This is a genomic window from Cupriavidus sp. 01T418, from assembly GCF_056398885.1.
On record NZ_JBFTQG010000003.1, the window covers coordinates 15,950 to 34,731 of the forward strand.

Here is an 18,782-nt window from a genome sequence, read left to right on the forward strand (position 1 = left end):
CAACCAATTAATCACAGATGAAATCTCAATCCCCCGTATAACCGGATGCCTTGACCACCGGCCCCCAACGCACGGCATCCGCCGCCAGCACCTTCCCGAACTGCTCCGCGCTACCGGTCTGCGGTTCCAGCCCCAGCTTCAGGAACCGCTCCTTCAGATCCCCCGACTGCACCGCGTGCACGATCGCCGCGTTCAGCCGGTCGATGGTCGCCTTTGGCACGCCGGCCGGCGCCAGGAACCCGTACCTGCCAACGCCCTCGATGTCCTTATAGCCAAGTTCAGTAAACGTGGGCACGTCCGGCAGCGCCACCGACCGCCGCGTCCCTGAACTCGCCAGCACGCGGATCTTCCCGGCCCGGTGCATCTCGGTCAGGTCGGCCAGCGTATCCACCGAGGTCGGGACCTGCCCGCCAACCAGAGCGTTCATCAACGGTGCCGAGCCGTTGAACGGCACATGCAGCATCTCGACCCCTACCTGCTTGCCGATCAGCAAGCCAAAGAAGTGCGGGATGCTGCCAAGCGCCGGCGAGGCGTAGGAATTGTTCCGGTCTGGATTGACCTTGAGCCAGTCGATGTACTCCTTCAGCGATCTGGCCGGCGTGCCGGGGCCGGCGGCCAGAGCCAGCTGGAAGTTGGCGGTCTGCGCCACCGGCGTGAAATCGCGCTGGATGTCGTAGTTGAGCTTGCTGTAGACCAGCGGGGCGATGGTCATCACCGCCGAGTTGGCCACCACCAGCGTATTGCCGTCGGCGGGCAGGGTGCGGGCGTAGTCCATCACCAGCCGGCCGCCGGCGCCGGGCTTGTTCTCGATGACCACGGTCTGCTTGAATGCCTCGCGCAGCTTGTCGCCGATCAGGCGCGCGGCCAGATCGGCGGTGCCACCGGCGGGGTAGCCCACCAGGATGCGCAGCGGGCGGTCGTTCTGGGCGCTGGCCGGTGCGCTGGGCAGGCAGGTGGCAGCCAGCACGGCCAGGGTGGCGAAAGTGGGCACTAGCGCGCGCAGCAGTTGGGCGGGTTTCACGGTCTCTCCTGTTGGTTCGGCATCGGCGGGAAGCCGGCCAATTTATCGAGTCGGTCCCGGTGCGCCTGGTCAGCGTTTCGCAGATTGATCTGCACGTTTCGCCTGTTGCCGCCAGATGCTGGGCCGCCGGTTCTTATGTAGCGGCACAGACGCTAACACCCACCCATATAATTGACAAAATCAACCAAATTTGCGGGTGCAGCATGAGCGGTAGCGAAGCGCATGGCCAGGGTGGGCACGCAGGCGGGCACGAGCATGACCGGGACGCCGGCGAGACGCTGCAGAACCCCGCCCGGCTGGCCGACTTCCTGAACTACCGCCTCTATCACCTGACCCGCGTCGCCCTGCAGGCCAGCGGCCAGCACCTGCGCGCCGCAGCCGGGGTGAGCCGGCGCGAGTGGCGCATGCTGGCCTTCCTCGGCGAGCAGCCGGGCACGCGCCTCACGGAGCTGGCGCAAAGCGCGGGGCTCGACAAGGTACTGGCCAGCCGCGCCGTGCATGCCCTGATGGCGCGCGGTCTGGTGCGCCGCGCCACGCGCGAGCAGGACCGGCGGGCGGCGGCGTTCGTGCTGAGCGAGGAGGGCGAGGCGGTCTACCGCCAGGCCTTTGCACAGGCGCAGGCCTTCAATGCCCGCCTGGCCGCCTGCCTGGATCCGGAGGAGGCGCGGGTGCTGGCACGTTGCCTGTCCCGCCTGCATGCCGAGGCCGAAACCTTGCTGGCGCAGGCGCAAACGCTGCCCGACACCGTACCCGTGCCTGCGCAGCCACCCCGGAATTTGTGGCACCAGCCGTAAGGTTTGCCGGCCGGCTTCCGACTGCAACCGGCGACTTCCGGCTCCTACACTTGTAGAGTTGGAGTCAGCGCGTGTACCTGGAGCCTGCCATGCAGCTTGTTCGTCTCTTTTCCTCCCGAGCCCGCGCTGCTGCCGCTGCCGCGCTGCTTCCCGCCTGCCTGCTCGGCGTCCCGCTTGCTCTCGCCGCACCCCAGCCTTCCGCGCCGGCGCAGACCCTGACGCGCCAGGCGGTGGCTGCCTACGACGCCGGCGCCTTCGATTCGGCCTTGCGCGATTTCGCCAAGGCGGCCGAGCAGGGGAACCGGCTGGCCCAGTTCAACTACGCCATGATGCTGCTGCGCGGCGAAGGCACGCCGGTGCGCCCGCAGGAGGCGCTGGTCTGGCTGCGCCGCGCGGCCGACAATGACATGACGCATGCCCAGTTCACCTTTGGCGAGCTGTACGAGCATGGCGAACTGGTGCCGCGTTCGCTGGAGTCGGCCAATGTGTGGTACCGCCGCGCGGCGGAAGGCGGCCATGTGCAGGCTCAGGTCGAGCTGGCGACCAATTACTTCACCGGGCGCGGCGTGGCGCGGGACTACGGCAAGGCATTCGAGTGGTACAGCCGCGCCGCCACCGCCGGCGATGGCGGCGCGCAGTACATCGTCGGTAGTTATTACGAACGCGGCGAGCCCGGCGTGGTGGAGAAAGACATCGAGCAGGCCAAGATCTGGTATGCCCGCGCCGCCTCGCACGGTGACCCCGGCGCGCTGGCCAAGCTGCGCTCGCTGCTGCAGGAGGGGCTGAACGACAAGGCAAAAGCCAACCCCAAGGGCGGCGGCGCCATGTAATGATGCGATCTGCCATGCCGTGTCCCACGAGCGGTGACGCAGGCTGGAGGAAAGCGCTGGAACGGAGGAATCTGTGCCCCGGGCAGCCTGAGCCTGGCCCGGGGCGGTACAACTCTTGCTTGGAACTACAGCACGAAACCTGCGCAACGCAATGGGAGGCCCGAGTGGCAACACACGTCGCACTGAACCATGTCACCCACTACCGGTATGACCGGCCGGTGAAACTCTCGCCGCAAGTGGTAAGGCTGCGGCCCGCCCCGCATTGCCGCACGCCCATTCTTTCGTATTCGCTGCGCATCGAGCCCGAGCAGCATTTCGTCAACTGGCAGCAGGACCCGTTCGCCAACTACCTGGCCCGGCTGGTGATTCCCGAGCCCACGACCGGGTTCAAGATCACCGTCGACCTGGTGGTCGAGATGGCGGTGTACAACCCGTTCGACTTCTTCCTCGAACCCTACGCCGAGCGCTTTCCCTTCAGCTACGAGGCCGGCCTGGCGCATGAACTGGCGCCCTATATGGTCAAGGGCGAGCCCACCCCGCGCTTTGCCGCCTTCGTGGAGAGCATCCCGCGCACGCCGCAGGTCACCATCGATTTCCTGGTGGCCCTGAACCAGCGCCTGCAGGAGGACATCCGCTACCTGATCCGCATGGAACCCGGCGTGCAGACGCCGGAGGAAACGCTGGCGTCCGGCGCGGGCTCGTGCCGCGATTCGGGCTGGCTGCTGGTGCAGACGCTGCGCCACCTGGGCCTGGCGGCGCGCTTCGTATCGGGTTACCTGCTGCAACTGGCACCCGATGTAAAGTCCATCGACGGCCCCAGCGGCACCGAGGTGGACTTCACCGACCTGCACGCCTGGTGCGAGGTCTACCTGCCCGGCGCGGGCTGGGTCGGCCTGGATCCCACCTCCGGCCTGCTGGCCGGCGAGGGCCATATCCCGGTGGCATGCACGCCGGAGCCCGGCAGCGCGGCGCCGGTCAGCGGCGCGGTGGACAAGAGCGAGGTGACCTTCCACCACGAGATGTCGATCACCCGCGTCTATGAGTCGCCGCGGGTGACCAAGCCCTATACCGAAGCGCAGTGGCAGGCCGTGGCGGCCACCGGCGCCGAGGTCGACCGCCTGCTCAACGCCCAGGACGTGCGCCTGACCATGGGCGGCGAACCGACCTTTGTCGCGGTCCAGGACCGCGACGGCGCGGAGTGGAACACCGACGCGCTCGGCCCCACCAAGCGCGGCTACGCCACCGATCTGGTGCATAAACTGCGCGCGCGCTACGGCGAGGGCGGTTTCCTGCACTTCGGCCAGGGCAAGTGGTACCCGGGCGAGCAACTGCCGCGCTGGGCCCTGTCGATCTGCTGGCGCGCCGACGGCCAGCCCTGCTGGCAGGATCCGTCGCTGTTCGCCGACGAGCACGAGCCGGGCAACCATAGCGAGGCCGATGCCCAGCGTTTCCTCAACAGCCTTGCCACCCGGCTCGGCCTGGACCCGGGCCTTGTGCAGCCCGGCTATGAAGACACCTGGTATTACCTCTGGCGCGAGCGCCGGTTGCCGGTCAACGTCGACCCGCTGGAGGCGCGCCTGGACGACGAAATGGAGCGCATGCGGCTGCGCCGCGTGTTCGATGGCGGCCTGTCGCGGGCGACCGGCTACGTGCTGCCGCTGCGCCGCAGCGGCCTGGAGGATGGCCCCGCCCTGGCCGACAAGCGCTGGATCAGCGGGCCGTGGTTCTTCCGCGACGACCGCATGTACCTGCTGCCCGGCGATTCGCCGATGGGCTATCGCCTGCCGCTGGACGCCCTGCCCTGGGTCAGCGAGGCCGATTACCCCTGGCAGTTCGACCAGGACCCATTCGCGGCGCGTGCGCCGCTGCCCACCGGGCCCCAGTTGCGCGCGCAGTTGCCAGGGCTTGCCGGCACGGGCGCGGGGCCTGGACAGGCCGAGGCGTTCCACGCCAGCACCGCGCCCTACCCCGCGCCCGGCTCGGCAGCCGCGGCGGCAGCGGCAGCGCGGGCTGCCAAGACTGCGGGAGCCAGGCCCGGGGCGGGAACGGTCGGCGGCACGGATGCTGCCGCTGCCCTGGCCGCGAACCTGGCGCGCGTGCCGGAGCGCGGCGAATCCGCTGGCTGGATCACCCGCACCGCGCTGTGCGTGGAAGTGCGCCATCCCAGCCGCGCGGCCGGGCCCAAGGTGGAGCAGGATGCGGCGGGCGACAAGCGCGGCATCATCTATGTCTTCATGCCGCCGCTGACCGTGCTGGAGGATTACCTGGAACTGCTGGCGGCGGTGGAGGCCACTGCCGCCGGGCTGGGCGTGAAGATCGTGCTCGAAGGCTACCCGCCGCCGCGCGACGTGCGCCTGAAGATGCTGCAGGTCACGCCCGATCCCGGCGTGATCGAGGTCAATATCCATCCCGCCGCCAACTGGGACGAACTGGTCGACCACACCGAATTCCTCTACCAGGCCGCCCACGAAACCTACCTCAGCACCGAGAAGTTCATGCTCGACGGCCGCCACACCGGCACCGGCGGCGGCAACCACTTCGTGCTGGGCGGCGCCACCCCGGCCGACAGCCCCTTCCTGCGCCGTCCCGACGTGCTGTCCAGCCTGATCGCGTACTGGCACAACCATCCCTCGCTGTCCTACCTGTTCTCGGGCATGTTCATCGGCCCCACCAGCCAGGCGCCGCGCGTGGACGAGGCGCGCAACGACCAGCTCTACGAGCTGGAGATCGCCTTTGCCGAACTGCAGCACCAGCTCGACCGGCTGGGCAGCGCGGACGGCGGCGTCGGTGCCTATATGCCGCCGTGGCTGATCGACCGCACCTTGCGCAATATCCTGATCGACGTCACCGGCAACACCCACCGCAGCGAGTTCTGCATCGACAAGCTCTACTCGCCCGACGGCCCCACCGGCCGCCTCGGCCTGCTGGAGCTGCGCGCATTCGAGATGCCGCCGCATGCGCGCATGAGCCTGGTGCAGCAGTTGCTGCTGCGCGCGCTGGTGGCACGCTTCTGGCGCGAGCCGTATCGCGCGCGGCTCACGCGCTGGGGCACCGAGCTGCACGACCGCTTCCTGCTCGGCACCTTCGTGCAGATGGATTTCGGCGACGTGCTCACCGAGATGCGCGAAGCGGGCTTCGCCTTTGACGACGCCTGGTTCGCGCCGCACTTCGAGTTCCGCTTCCCGCGCGTGGGCGAGCTGGCGGCGGGCGGGCTGGCGCTGACGCTGCGCACCGCGCTGGAGCCCTGGCACGTGATGGGCGAGGAGGGCAGTGCCGGCGGCACCGTGCGCTACGTGGATTCCTCGCTGGAGCGCATCGAGGTGCGCGTGCTCGGCCTGAACGACAGCCGGCACGTGGTCACCGTCAACGGTCGGGCGGTGCCGCTGCAGCCCACCGGGCGCGCCGGCGAATTCGTGGCGGGGGTGCGCTACCGCGCCTGGGCGCCGCCATCCGCGCTCCACCCCAGCATCCCGTCGCACGCGCCGCTGACCTTCGACGTGGTGGACTCCTGGATGGGACGCAGCATCGGGGGATGCCAGTATCATGTTTCGCATCCGGGTGGGCGAAGCTACGAGACCTTCCCGGTGAATGCCTATGAGGCTGAGAGCCGGCGCCTGACACGTTTCTTCACACTCGGACACACACCGGGCGTGATGCGCGTGGAGCCAGCCCGGCGCAGTCTCGAGTTTCCGTTTACGCTGGATTTGCGGCAACGCTGATCCGGTTCGCCTCAAGCCGCGCCCGTGCCTCTACAGCCGTCACTGCCTTTCGATGAATCCACGCCCGCCGTCGACGCGGTGATCCGCCGCGCGCGGCCGGTGCCGCCGGGGCATCTTGACGAACTGGGCGCGTGCGGCGACGGGCTGCGCGCGCCGTGGGCGAGCTTCTTGCAGGTGCTGGGCGAGGAGGGCATCGAAAACCTCGACCAGCGGGCCGCCGCCATGGCGCGCCAGATCCGCGACAATGGCGTGACCTACAACGTGTACGCGGACCAGGCCGACAAGGCCGGCGCGCGCGCGTGGGCGCTGGACCTGCTGCCTTTCCTGGTCGCCGAGGACGACTGGGAGCGGATCGAGCGCGGCGTGATCCAGCGGGCCGCGCTGGCCAACGCCATGGTGGCCGATATCTACGGCCCGCAGACCTTGCTCTCCAAGGGTTTGCTGCCGGCCGGCCTGGTCTTCGGCCATCCCGGCTACCTGCGCCCGCTCAAGGGCTACCAGCCGCCGGGCGGCAATTTCCTGCATATCGTCGCGGTGGACCTGGCGCATACCGTGGACGGCGGCTGGACGGTCATGGCCCACCGCACGGAGACGCCCTCCGGCATGGGCTACGCGCTGGAGAACCGGCTGATCATCTCCAGCCTGTTTACCGATGCGTTCCGCGAGTTGCGCGTGCGGCGCCTGCCGGCCGCCTTCATGCAACTGGTGGCCACGCTGGCGCAGCAGCCCGCCGCGCAGCCATGCGCGCCCGAATCCGCGGCCGGCGCAGCGGCCGGGGTCAGCAAGCACATTGTGTTGCTCACGCCCGGGCCCTATAACGAAACCTATTTCGAGCACACCTTCCTGGCCCGCTACCTCGGCGTCACGCTGGTCGAGGGCAAGGACCTGACGGTGCGCAAGGACGTGGTCTACCTGAAGACGCTGGCGGGGCTGGAGCGCGTCGACGTGGTGCTGCGCCGCCTGGACGATGCTTATTGCGACCCGGTCGAGCTGCGCCAGGACTCCACGCTTGGCGTGCCCGGCCTGCTGCAGGCGATGCGCGCGGGCAATGTGCTGGTCTCCAACGCGCCCGGCTCGGGCTTCCTGGAGACGCCGGCCATCCACGGTTTCCTGCCCGCCATCGCCCGCGAACTGCTGGGCGAGACGTTGCACCTGCCTAGCGTGCCAAGCTGGTGGTGCGGCGAGGCCTCGGCGCGCGAGGAAGCGCTCGCGCAATTCAGCGAAGCCTTCCTGCTGCCGACCTATCCGCGCGGCATGGCGCAGCCCTGGGAAGGGCCGCGGCCGGGCATGGAGCGCGGCCTGCAGCGGCTGGCCGACTGGCGCGAGCGCATCGAGCAGGTGCCCGACCTCTTCACCATCCAGGCCGACCTGCCGCTGTCGCACGCACCGCGCTGGGAAGGGCCGCATATCGGCTCGCGCATGGCCATGCTGCGGGTCTACGCCATTGCCGACGGGCGCGGCGGCTGGCAGGTGATGCCGGGCGGCTTTACCCGGCTCGCGGGCGAAGGGCAGCCGGCCGTATCGATGCAGCTCGGCGGCTCCAGCGTCGATACCTGGGTGCTGTCGAGCCAGCCGGCGCAGCCGCCGCCGAAGTCCCCGCCGTTTCCGATGGCCGCCACGGGATTCGGCGGGGCGCCCAAGCCGCTGGCGGTATCGAGCCGCGCCGCCGAGAACCTGTTCTGGGCCGGCCGCTACGCCGAGCGCGCGGAGAACAATGTGCGCCTGTGCCGGCTCGTGCTGGGCTCGATCGAGAGCAGCGACGACCGCGACGACGGTGCGCTCGACGTAATCGGCGAACTGGTGCTTGCCTGCGGCCTGCTGCCGACCGGCGCCCCACAGCCGCGCGCTTCCCTGCGCGTGTTCGAGCGCAGCCTGGTGTCCGCGCTGGCGGAGGAAGCCGGCTGGACCAGCGTGGGCCAGAACCTGGCCAGCCATGTGCATGCCGCCACCGAGATCCGCAACCGGCTGTCCAACGACCATTGGCGCACCATCCTGGCCGCGCGCAACGATTTCAGCGACGCCATGGCGGCGGCCTGCCCCCGCAGCCCGGGTGGCGCGGGCAGCGACGCCGGCTACTACGACCGGCCGCGCGTGCTGGCGGCGCTGGACCACCTGGGCATGCAGCTAGCCGCCATCAGCGGCGCCCAGGGCGACCGCATGTCCCGCGACGAAGCCTGGCGCCTGCTGTTTATCGGCCGCCATATCGAGCGCGTGGCCACGCTGTCGACCTTCCTGCGGGTGTTCGCGCAAGACGGCGCGCTGCTGCACCGGACGTGCCTTGACCTGGTGCTGCACCTGTTCGACAGCACGCTGACCTTCCGCGCGCGCTATCCCGGCCGCGCCGATGTGCCCGCGCTGGTCGACCTGATCGTGATCGAACCCACCAACCCGCGCGGGCTCTACGGCGTGCTGGCGCGGCTGCGCGTCAAGCTCGGCCAGGTCACGCCGCCGGCCAGCCCGGCCGGTACCGGGCGCTTGCCGCTACCGCAGTTCCTGCCCACGGTGGATACGCTGCCCGGCTGGGAGGCATTATGCGAGCGCGACGCCGACGGGCAGTACACCAATCTGGTGCAACTGTGCGCTCAACTGACGAGCATGATGGTGCAGTTGTCCGACGAGATCAGTGCGCGCTACTTCAGCCATGCCGGCATGGCCGGGGCCGGAAGCGGAAACCTGGCCGAGGTGCGGCCATGACCGCGGCGGCGAACGAGACGACCGCGGCCGCGGCGCCTGCAGCATCCGCTGCACCCACGACACCCACGACACCCACTGCGCCCACTGCGCCCACGACACCCACTGCGCCCACTGCGCCCACTGCGCCCACTGCACCCGATAAGTGCGCCGCCTCCGTGCTGACCGTCCACCACAAGACCATCTATGACTACTCCGCGCCGGTGGAGAACGCCCAGCAGCGCGCCGTGATCTTCCCGGTGACCTGCCCGTGGCAGGCCGTGCTCTCGCACAGCACGCTGATCGAGCCGACGCCGTCGCACCAGCGCGCGGACACGGACGCCTTCGGCAACAACGTGCTGTACTTCACCATCGACGTACCGCACGGCTTCATGCAGCTCGCCTGCGAGAGCACGGTCAGCCTGACGCCGCGCTGGGAGAGCCTCGATCCCGCCGCCAGCATGCCGTGGCAAGCTGCCGTCGCGGCGCTGCGCTTTCGTGCCGGTCAGCCCTTCCTGCCGCAAAGCGAGTTCTGCTTCGCCTCGCCCAACATCGCGCTGCATCCCGACCTCAAGGCCTACGCGCTCGCCAGCTTCGGGCCCGGCATGCCGGTGGTGGCGGGCGCCATCGACCTGATGCACCGCATCCATGCCGACTTCGAATACCAGCCCACCGTCACCGAAGTCGATACCCCGGCGCTGCAAGCCTTCGGCCTGCGCAGCGGCGTGTGCCAGGATTTCGCCCAGGTCATGATCGGCTGCCTGCGCTCGCTGGGCCTGGCCGCGCGCTACGTCAGCGGCTACCTGCGCACCGATCCGCCGCCCGGCCAGCCCAGGCTGATCGGCGCCGACGCCTCGCATGCCTGGCTGTCGGTGTACTGCCCGCAGGCCGGCTGGGTCGATCTGGACCCCACCAACGATGTGCTGGCCGACACCGGCCACGTCACGCTGGCGTTCGGGCGCGACTACAGCGATGTCTCGCTGCTGCGTGGTGTCATCGTGGGCGGCGGCGCGCACGATGTCGAGGTGGAGGTCAGCGTGTTGCCGCTCGCATAGAGCCGGCGGGCCGGCGGGTCGGCACTGCCCTCGGCGGCTGGCAAGCCAATTGCTTGTCGGTAGCCTGGGCTTGTCGAGGAAAGGGGGGAATCATCATGCTAAGCCGCACCGCCGACCATCTGTTCTGGATGGCCCGCTACACCGAGCGCGCGGAGAACACCGCCCGCATGCTCGACGTCAACTACCAGGCCTCGATGTTGCCGCAGTCGCCCGACGTGGCCCATCAAGGCTGGCTGGCAATGCTCGACGTGACCGAACTCACGCCGGTATTCGGCGCGCACCACGGCGCGGTGGTACACGACGAAGTGATCGACTTCATGGTCCGCGACCTGAGCCACCCGGCGTCGATCATGTCGTGCCTGCGCGCCGCCCGCGAAAACGCCCGCGCCGTGCGCGGGGCGCTCACCACGCCGCTGTGGGAGACCATCAATACCACCTGGCTCGATGTGCAGCAAATGGTTGCCGAAGGCATCCTGCGGCACGATCCGGCGCAGTTCTTCGAATGGGTGAAGTTTCGCTCTCATTTGACGCGCGGCGTGGAAGCCGGGACCATGCTCAAGGACGAAGCCTATTGCTTCATGCGATTGGGCACGTTCCTGGAACGGGCCGATAACACCGCGCGCATTCTCGACGTGAAGTTCCAGGCTACCGACCTGGGTCGGCAGCAGGACGACTTCTACCAATGGGCGGCGGTGCTGCGCTCGGTGTCGGGGCTGGAGATGTACCGCAAGGTCTATCGCTCGGTGGTCACGCCGGAACGCGTGGCGGAACTGCTGATCGTGCATCCCGATATGCCGCGCTCGCTCGCGGCCAGCCTGCGGGAAGTGGTTTCGCTGCTGGCGCAGGTGCGTAACGCGCAGTCAGGGGAGACCGAGCGGCGGGCGGGAAAGCTGCATGCCGAACTCAGGTTCACGCGGATCGAGGATATTTTTTCCGTCGGGATTCATGGATGGCTCAGTGATTTCCTGCGCAGGATCCATGATCTGGGTGGTGGGGTCAGCCGGGATTTCCTGATGAAGGGGGCGTGAGCAGGGCGGGCGCTCGCGATGCTGATACGCGTTCCCCTGCCGGCTCCGATGACGGCCGAACGGGCCAGGTGCGGAAAACGGTTATCCCCGGTTACCCCCAGTTACCCCACCAGCTCCCGATGCAGAGCCAGATACTCCAGCGCCAGCTTATGCCGCGGATCCAGATGAATCATCGGCATCGCATGCTGATGCGACTCCCGGATCTTCACCGACGAAGACAGCCTTGAATTCAGCACCGGCAACCCCTCGCTGACCAGCTCCTCAACCAGCTGCAACGGCAGGCTGGCCCGGGGCTGGAACTGGTTGATCACGATCCCCTCGACCTCCAGATCCGCATTGTGGTCATGCTGGATCTCCTTCACATTGTCGAGCAGCGTATAAAGCGCGCGGCGCGAGAAGTCGTCGCAGTCGAACGGAATCAGGCAACGTTCGACGGCGATCAGCGCGGAGCGGGTGTAGAAATTCAAGGCCGGCGGCGTGTCGATGTAGATGGCGTCATACACCGCTTCCAGTTCGACCAACGCATCGCGCAGCTTGTAGATCTTGTAGCGGGACTCCAGCTTGCCGTGGAGCGCGTCGAGCTCGGGGTGCGCGGGCATCACATCGAGTTTTTCGAAGGGCGTGGCGTGGATGAACGACGTGACTTCGACCGGCTTGAAGCTGTAAGTCAGCGCGGTGTCGAAGAAGTCGGCCACGGTCGGGGTGGCCTGCGCGGCCTGCGCGCCGAGCAGATACTGGCTGGAATTGCCTTGCGCATCCAGGTCGATGACCAGGGTGCGCAGGCCTTCGCTGGCACTGATGGCCGCCAGGTTGCAAACGATGGTCGACTTGCCGACACCGCCCTTCTGATTGAATACGACGCGCCGCATTTGAGCCCTTGGATGTGAATGTTCCAAAGCAAGGAGGATACCTTAGCAAGGTGTCATCAGCGCGCAAATCGCACGACAACCTACGTTTGTATCAGCCTTTTCTGACGCGAGATACTCATCAGGATCCCGATCCCCATCCCCAGCGTCACCAGCGCCGTTCCGCCATAGCTCATCAGCGGCAATGGCACTCCCACCACGGGCAGGATGCCGCTCACCATCCCCATGTTGACGAAGGCGTAGGTGAAGAAGATCAGCGTGATCGCCCCCGCCAGCAGCCGCGAGAACAGTGTCGGCGCGTTGGCCGCGATGTACAGCCCGCGGAAGATCAGCAGCAGGTACAGCACCAGCAGCACCGCGTTGCCGATCAGGCCGAATTCCTCCGAGAACACCGCGAAGATAAAGTCGGTGTGTTTTTCCGGGATGAATTCCAGGTGCGTCTGGGTGCCCTTCAGCCAGCCCTTGCCGAAGACGCCGCCGGAGCCGATGGCGATGATGGACTGGATGGTGTGGAAGCCCTTGCCAAGCGGGTCGGTGGTGGGATCCAGCAGCGTGCAGATGCGGTGTTGCTGGTAGTCGTGCAGCACCGGCCAGCTCACGCCCGGCGCGCACATATCGTTTTCGAAGGTGACCAGCGCCGTAACGGCAACCACCAGGGCCACCAGCAACGGCAGGATGATCTTCCACGACAGGCCGGCGAAATAGATCACATAGAGGCCGGCGGCCATCACCAGCAGGCCGGTGCCCAGGTCGGGCTGCTTGGCGATCAGGCCGACGGGTACAAGGAGCAGCACCATGGCCAGCGCAAAGTCGTACCACCTGACCGCACCCTCCCGCTTCTGGAAGTACCACGCCAGCATCAGCGGCATGGCGATCTTCATGATCTCGGAGGGCTGGATCACCATGCCGACGTAGAGCCAGCGCCGCGCGCCCTTGCGGATCAGGCCGAACATGGCCACCGCGACCAGCAGGGCCACGCCTACCGTATAGAGCGGCACCGCCACCCGCATCAGCTTCTGGGTTGGCAGGTAAGCAATGACCAGCATCACCACATAAGACAGCAGGATGTTGCGCAACTGGTCCTCGACCYGGCCGGGCATGTCGATGGCGGCGGAGTAGAGCGCCACGATGCCGGTGGCGAACAGCAGGAAGACGATCAGCGCGAGCGGCTTGTCGAAGCCGGTCACGGCCGTCTTGATGAACGATAGGACGCGGCGGCGATCCATGGCGCGTCTCCTTCAGCGTGAAGCGTTGCCGCCGGCCGCGGCAGGCGCGGTTGCCGGCTTGGCGCGGGGTTTGGAACTGGCGGGGCCGACGGCCGGCGTAGCCGGGGCCGGGGCCGAGGCTGGTGCCGGTGCCGGATGGCTGTGGCCAAGGGCCAGCGCCATGCGCGCGTCCAGCGTTTGCACTGCCGAGGCCGGCGGGATGGCGGCGGGATCGATCACCGGCGCCAGCACGGCGGATGCGGGCGCGGCGGCGGCGGATGCGGCACGGCTTGCCACGCGCGCCGCCGGCGCGCTGGCGCCTTCGCTGGTGGCGGCGGCTTCGCTGGCGCCCATCACCGTGGCGCTGGCGATGCTGGCGGTGCGGCCGGTGGTGAATACGCTGGGCGTATCTACGGGCGGCTTGCCGCCGGCGCGCTCGGACGCGGGCGGGGCGATGCTCGCCAATTCTTCCGGCCACTTGCCCAGCAGGTAGTAGTCCAGCACCTTGCGCGCGATCGGCGCGGCGATCGCGCCACCGAAGCCGGCGTTTTCCACGATCATTGCCAGCGCGATCCTGGGATTGTCGGCGGGGGCGAATGCGGTGTAGAGCGCATGGTCGCGCTTGCGCTCGTCCAGCGCGTGGTGGTTGTACTTCTCGTTCTTGCCCATCGTGAAGGTCTGCGCGGTGCCGGTCTTGCCGGCAGACTCGTAGGCGGCGCCGGCAAAGGCGCGGGCAGCCGTGCCCGAATGCGTCACGCCGACCATGGCGCGCTTGATCACGTCGATATCGGCTTGCTTGAATGGCAGCCGGTAGCTTTCCTTGGGCACGGTCAGCTCGCGCTCGCGGCTGATCGAATCCTCCACCGCCTTGACCAGGTGGGGCTTCATCGCGGTGCCGTTGTTGACCAGGATGGAGACAGCGTTGGCCAGTTGCAGGATGGTGAAACTGTTATAGCCCTGGCCGATCCCCAGCGAGATGGTTTCGCCGTCATACCATTTCCGCTGCTCGGGCTTGCGGTAGGCGCGCTGCTTCCATTCGGTCGACGGCAGGATGCCGCGGCTCTCGCCTTCGATGTCGATGCCGGTGATCTGGCCGAAGCCCAGCGGCTTCATGAAGTCGTGGATGGCGTTGACGCCCATGTCGCGCGCCAGCATGTAGTAGTAGGTATCGCACGACTGCACGATGGATGCATTCATGTCCACCCAGCCGTGACCGCCGGGCTTGTCGTCGCGGAAGGTATGGTTGCCCAGCGTGAACGAGCCCGGATCGTGGAAGCCCCAGGCCGCGGTGCGCTTGCCGGTGGTGAGTGCCGCCAGCGCCATGAACGGCTTGTAGGTGGAGCCGGGCGGGTAGGTGCCGCGCAGCGGGCGGTTCAGCAGCGGCTTGTCGGGCGAGCCGTTGAGTTCGTTCCAGGTATTGGTGTCGATGCCTTCGACGAACAGGTTGGGGTCGAAGGTCGGCTTGGAGACAAAGGCCAGGATGTCGCCGGTGCTCGGCTCGATCGCCACCAGCGCGCCGCGCTTGTCGCCGAAGAGCGCCTCGGCCAGTTGCTGCAGGCGGATGTCGAGCGACAGGATCAGGTTGTTGCCGGGCGTGGCGGGGGAGGTGGACAGCGTGCGGATGGGGCGCCCGCCCGCGCTCACTTCCACTTCCTCGAAGCCGGTCAGGCCGTGCAGCTCGGTCTCGTAGCTCTGCTCGAGGCCGATCTTGCCGATGTAGTTGGAGCCCTTGTAGTTGTCGGCGTCCTTGCGCGGATCGTACTTGGCGCCTTCGGCGCTGTTGGCCTCGTCCATGGCCTCGATGCGTTCCTGGTCGTGCTGCGAGATGCGGCCCAGGTAGCCGATCACGTGCGAGGCGGACTCGCCCATCGGGTACTGGCGGAACAGGCGGGCGCGCACGTCCACGCCGGCAAAGCGGAAGCGCTGCGCGGAGAAGCGCGCCACCTCCTCATCGGTGAGCTGGCTGCGGATCGGCAGGCTCTCGAAACTGCGCGATTCTTCCATCAGCCGCTTGAAGCGGCGGCGGTCGCGCGGCTGGATGTCGATCAGCCTGGACAGTTCCTCGATGGTGTTGTCGAGCGTATCGGACAGCTTGGACGGCGTGATTTCCAGCGTGTAGGCGGAATAGTTGCGCGCCAGCACGACGCCGTTGCGGTCCATGATGATGCCGCGGTTGGGCTCGATCGGCGCCACCGAGATGCGGTTGTCCTCGGCCTTGGCCGAGTATTGGTCATGCTTGTACCACTGCAGCCAGAGGAAGCGCGTGAACAGCAGGCCGAAGCAGATCACGGCAAACAGGCCCGCGGCCGCTACGCGGATGCGGAAGCGGCCGAGCTCCTGTTCGACATTGCGTATTTCGGTCATGGTGCTGCGTCAGCCTTGCGGTTTGCCGCGCACCCGTTGGGGCGCGGCGGGACTCGGTTGGAGGTAGAGCTCAGATCGGCCGGGTTTCGTCCACGTCGGCACTGCGGCGCTGCGGCGCCAGCAGCATGCTGGTGGCCAGCGGCCACAGCAGCGCCTCGATGCCCGGCGCCAGCAGCAACTGCCAGCCCGGCAGCGGCGCGCCCATGGCCAGGCGGATCACCACCGGCACCGCATGGGCCACGAACAGCAGCGGCAGCACGTGCAGCGCCTGGGTATAGACGGTGAACCACAGCACCCGGCGATGGATGGTGATGGCGAAGTACGCCAGCAGCGAGTACGCCATGGCATGCTCGCCCAGCAGGCGCGCGTCATGCACGTCCATCAGCAGGCCGAGCGCGAACGCCACGCCCATGCCGACCTTGCGCGGCTGGTGGATGTTCCAGAACACCAGCACCAGCGCCACCATGTCGGGGATCCACAGCGTGGTGCCCCAGGGCATCAGGTTGAACAGGAAGGCCAGCATGAAACTCAGCGCGATAAACGCGGGGTTGACCGGGCGCAACAGGTATTGGGGATTGGTCAACGCTTGGCCTCCTTGTCAGCGGGCTTTTCCGCCGGCTTCCCGGCGGGCTTCTCGGCCGGCTTTGCCGCGGGCTTCGCGGATGGTTTCCCGTCCGCGCGTTCGGCGTCCCTGACGCCAGGCCGGTCGGCCCGGACGGTCCTGGCTTCCTTGGCGTCGCGCGGGCCGTCGATGGACTCGCGCGGCGGCAGCTGGGCTTCGTAGCGGATCACCAGCAACTGGCGGTGCGAGCGCACACCGGCCACCGGTTCGCAGTACACGCGCAGGAAGGCGGTCTCGGCCTTGCGCTCGATCTGCACGATCCTGGCCACCGGCAGGCCGGGCGGGTAGGTGCCGTCCAGGCCCGAGGTCACCAGCAGGTCGCCCTGCTGCAGGTCGGCCGAGGCGGCCATGAAGCGCAGGTCCAGCAGGCCGGCGCGGGCGCCGCCGAAGGCCACGCTGCGCAAGCCGTTGCGCACCACCTGCACGGGGATGGCCTGCTCCTTGTCGGTCAGCAGCGTGACTTCCGACTGGAACGGCGAAACCCGCGTGACCTGGCCGATCACGCCGCGTTCGTCGATCACGGGATAGCCCGCGCGCAGGCCGTGCTGGCTGCCGCGGTCGATCACGATGCGCTGGCTGTAGGGGTCGCGGGCGTCGTACAGGATCTCGGCCGCCGTCACCGGCGTGGCCGACTGCTGCACCAGGCCAAGCAGCTTGCGCAGCTGGCTGTTCTCGGCTTCGAGCTGGGACTGGCGCACCGAGCCATCGGCCTCGGTTACCATGCGGCGCCTGAGGTCGCGGTTCTCGCTGGCCAGCGCGGCCGATGACTGGGCGTAGTCGAACGTGGCGCGCAGCGCGTCGCGCGGCACCAGCACGGTACGCTCGACCGGCATCAGCACGGTGGCGGCAACCTGGCGCACCACGCGCAGGGCGTCAAAGCGCGCATCGACGATGAGCAGCGCCAGCGCGATCGTCACATAGAAGACGAGGCGCGCGACGGCGGAAGTGCCCTGCTTGAAGAGCGGCGGCGGAGTGTAATCCATTTACCCGTGCGCTGGCAGAAAGGTCCCCCGGCCCCGGAGGCACGGCGATGCCGGCATGCAACGCCAGCCCTGGCGGCTGGCGCGGCGCGCCGTGGCGCGGTGCCCGGGGTCGGGCCGGGTCGGGAGGACGGCGCGGCGCGGTGCGGCACCGACCAGGCAGTCCGGCAGGCCGCGTTGCGCCACGAGCGATTCCTCTGCTTACTGGCTATTCGTAAGAGAAGATGCTGCCGAGCTTGTCCATGCGTTCGAGCGCCATGCCGGAGCCGCGCACCACGCAGGTCAGCGGGTCTTCCGCCACCAGCACCGGCAGGCCGGTTTCCTCGGCCAGCAGGCGATCCAGGTCGCGCAGCAGCGCGCCGCCGCCGGTCAGCATCATGCCGCGCTCGGCGATGTCGGCGCCGAGTTCCGGCGGGGTCTGTTCCAGCGCTATCTTGACGGCCGAGACGATCTGGTTCAGCGGATCGGTCAGGGCTTCCAGGATTTCATTGGACGACACCGTGAAGGCACGCGGGATGCCTTCGGACAGGTTGCGGCCCTTGACTTCCATTTCGCGGACTTCGGAGCCGGGGAAGGCCGAACCGATGGCCTTCTTGATGGCTTCGGCGGTCTGCTCGCCGATCAGCATGCCGTAGTTGCGGCGGATGTAGTTGACGATGGCCTCATCGAACTTGTCGCCGCCCACGCGCACCGAACCCTTGTAGACCATGCCGCCCAGCGAGATGATGCCCACCTCGGTGGTGCCGCCGCCGATATCCACCACCATCGAGCCGGACGGCTCGGACACGGGCAGGCCGGCGCCGATCGCGGCCGACATCGGCTCCTCGATCAGGTACACCTGGCTGGCGCCGGCGCCCAGCGCCGATTCGCGGATGGCGCGGCGCTCGACCTGGGTCGAGCCGCACGGCACGCAGATGATGATGCGCGGCGAGGGGCGCAGCAGCTTGGTGTCGTGCACCATCTTGATGAACTGCTTGAGCATCTGCTCGGTGACGGTGAAGTCGGCGATCACGCCGTCTTTCATCGGGCGGATGGCCTCGATGTTGCCCGGCACCTTGCCCAGCATCTGCTTGGCTTCCTTGCCGACCGCCTGGATGGTCTTCTTGGCGTTGGGCCCGCCTTCCTGGCGAATCGCGACCACGGACGGCTCGTCAAGGACGATGCCCTTGTCGCGCATGTAGATCAGGGTGTTGGCGGTGCCAAGGTCGATCGCGAGATCGTTGGAGAAGTAGCTGCGGAGAAATCCGAACATCAGGAATCCTGTTTTCTGGTGGTGCGCGTGTATGCGAAGTGGCCGGCGCCGCTGCGGGGCCAGCCAAGATATGCATTGCGACGGGTAGCCGACGGGTAGTATTAAGGCCCCCGGTCGTCCGGTTGTCAGGTGAGGCCGGCGCCGTTGCCAGCCCGCTGTCGATGCGGTCCGGCAGGGCCGGAGCCGCCAACCAGGACCGCCTCGCCCGTGGGCGGAAACGGCCTGTACGGGAACCTTTGATTAGACCACGCGCGAAAGTTCGCTGGAACGGCGCCGCTATTACAAATTAATTGCTGGCGGGGGCGGTCTAATCGGAGGAACCTGTCTGCATCCCTTGCAGGCCTTCCATCCTGCACCGCTGGCTGGCGGCCTGGCG

At 67.9% G+C, this 18,782-nt stretch carries 13 protein-coding genes; 6 read left to right on the plus strand and 7 right to left on the minus strand.

Annotated features, from left to right (window positions below):
* Window positions 1-25 precede the first annotated feature (25 nt).
* Complete coding sequence (locus tag AC1DQ3_RS04245; RefSeq protein ID WP_477118931.1) at window positions 26-1,021, minus strand: Bug family tripartite tricarboxylate transporter substrate binding protein; 996 nt, start codon at window positions 1,019-1,021, stop codon at window positions 26-28.
* 203 nt (window positions 1,022-1,224) lie between these two features.
* Between AC1DQ3_RS04245 and AC1DQ3_RS04250 the strand changes: the two genes are divergently transcribed.
* The 6 genes from AC1DQ3_RS04250 to AC1DQ3_RS04275 all read left to right on the plus strand — a co-directional run bounded on the left by AC1DQ3_RS04250 (window position 1,225) and on the right by AC1DQ3_RS04275 (window position 11,117).
* Window positions 1,225-1,815, plus strand: a complete 591-nt coding sequence (locus AC1DQ3_RS04250; protein ID WP_477118932.1) for a MarR family winged helix-turn-helix transcriptional regulator — start codon at window positions 1,225-1,227, stop codon at window positions 1,813-1,815.
* Between the two features lie 89 nt (window positions 1,816-1,904).
* The gene (locus tag AC1DQ3_RS04255; protein ID WP_477118933.1) at window positions 1,905-2,645 is read left to right on the plus strand and encodes a tetratricopeptide repeat protein; all 741 of its coding nucleotides are present in this window, start codon (window positions 1,905-1,907) and stop codon (window positions 2,643-2,645) included.
* A gap of 164 nt (window positions 2,646-2,809) precedes the next feature.
* Window positions 2,810-6,364: a transglutaminase family protein gene (locus AC1DQ3_RS04260; RefSeq protein ID WP_477118934.1), complete on the plus strand. Its 3,555-nt coding sequence runs from the start codon at window positions 2,810-2,812 to the stop codon at window positions 6,362-6,364.
* 24 nt (window positions 6,365-6,388) lie between these two features.
* Window positions 6,389-9,058, plus strand: a complete 2,670-nt coding sequence (locus AC1DQ3_RS04265; protein ID WP_477118935.1) for a circularly permuted type 2 ATP-grasp protein — start codon at window positions 6,389-6,391, stop codon at window positions 9,056-9,058.
* Window positions 9,055-10,089 (plus strand): transglutaminase family protein, encoded by a 1,035-nt coding sequence (locus tag AC1DQ3_RS04270; RefSeq protein WP_477118936.1) that lies wholly within the window; start codon window positions 9,055-9,057, stop codon window positions 10,087-10,089. The genes AC1DQ3_RS04265 and AC1DQ3_RS04270 overlap by 4 nt, the downstream gene beginning before the upstream one ends.
* 95 nt (window positions 10,090-10,184) lie before the next feature.
* Window positions 10,185-11,117, plus strand: a complete 933-nt coding sequence (locus tag AC1DQ3_RS04275) for an alpha-E domain-containing protein (protein WP_477118937.1) — start codon at window positions 10,185-10,187, stop codon at window positions 11,115-11,117.
* 101 nt (window positions 11,118-11,218) lie between these two features.
* Here AC1DQ3_RS04275 and AC1DQ3_RS04280 read toward each other — a convergent pair whose 3' ends face one another.
* The 6 genes from AC1DQ3_RS04280 to AC1DQ3_RS04305 form a co-directional block, all read right to left on the minus strand.
* On the minus strand, window positions 11,219-11,986 hold the full coding sequence (locus AC1DQ3_RS04280; protein WP_477118938.1) for a ParA family protein: 768 nt from the start codon (window positions 11,984-11,986) through the stop codon (window positions 11,219-11,221).
* An 80-nt stretch (window positions 11,987-12,066) separates the two neighbouring features.
* Window positions 12,067-13,209 carry a rod shape-determining protein RodA gene (rodA, locus tag AC1DQ3_RS04285; protein WP_477118939.1) on the minus strand — a complete coding sequence of 381 codons (1,143 nt, stop codon included), beginning with the start codon at window positions 13,207-13,209 and terminating at the stop codon, window positions 12,067-12,069.
* 12 nt (window positions 13,210-13,221) lie between these two features.
* Window positions 13,222-15,552, minus strand: a complete 2,331-nt coding sequence (gene mrdA, locus AC1DQ3_RS04290) for a penicillin-binding protein 2 (protein WP_477118940.1) — start codon at window positions 15,550-15,552, stop codon at window positions 13,222-13,224.
* Window positions 15,553-15,622: 70 nt separating this feature from the next.
* A complete protein-coding gene (gene mreD / locus AC1DQ3_RS04295) occupies window positions 15,623-16,135 on the minus strand; it encodes a rod shape-determining protein MreD (protein WP_477118941.1) in 513 nt (170 codons plus the stop codon).
* On the minus strand, window positions 16,132-17,157 hold the full coding sequence (gene mreC, locus AC1DQ3_RS04300; RefSeq protein ID WP_477118942.1) for a rod shape-determining protein MreC: 1,026 nt from the start codon (window positions 17,155-17,157) through the stop codon (window positions 16,132-16,134). The genes mreD and mreC overlap by 4 nt, the downstream gene beginning before the upstream one ends.
* A gap of 205 nt (window positions 17,158-17,362) precedes the next feature.
* The gene (locus tag AC1DQ3_RS04305; RefSeq protein WP_035859663.1) at window positions 17,363-18,406 is read right to left on the minus strand and encodes a rod shape-determining protein; all 1,044 of its coding nucleotides are present in this window, start codon (window positions 18,404-18,406) and stop codon (window positions 17,363-17,365) included.
* Window positions 18,407-18,782 lie beyond the last annotated feature (376 nt).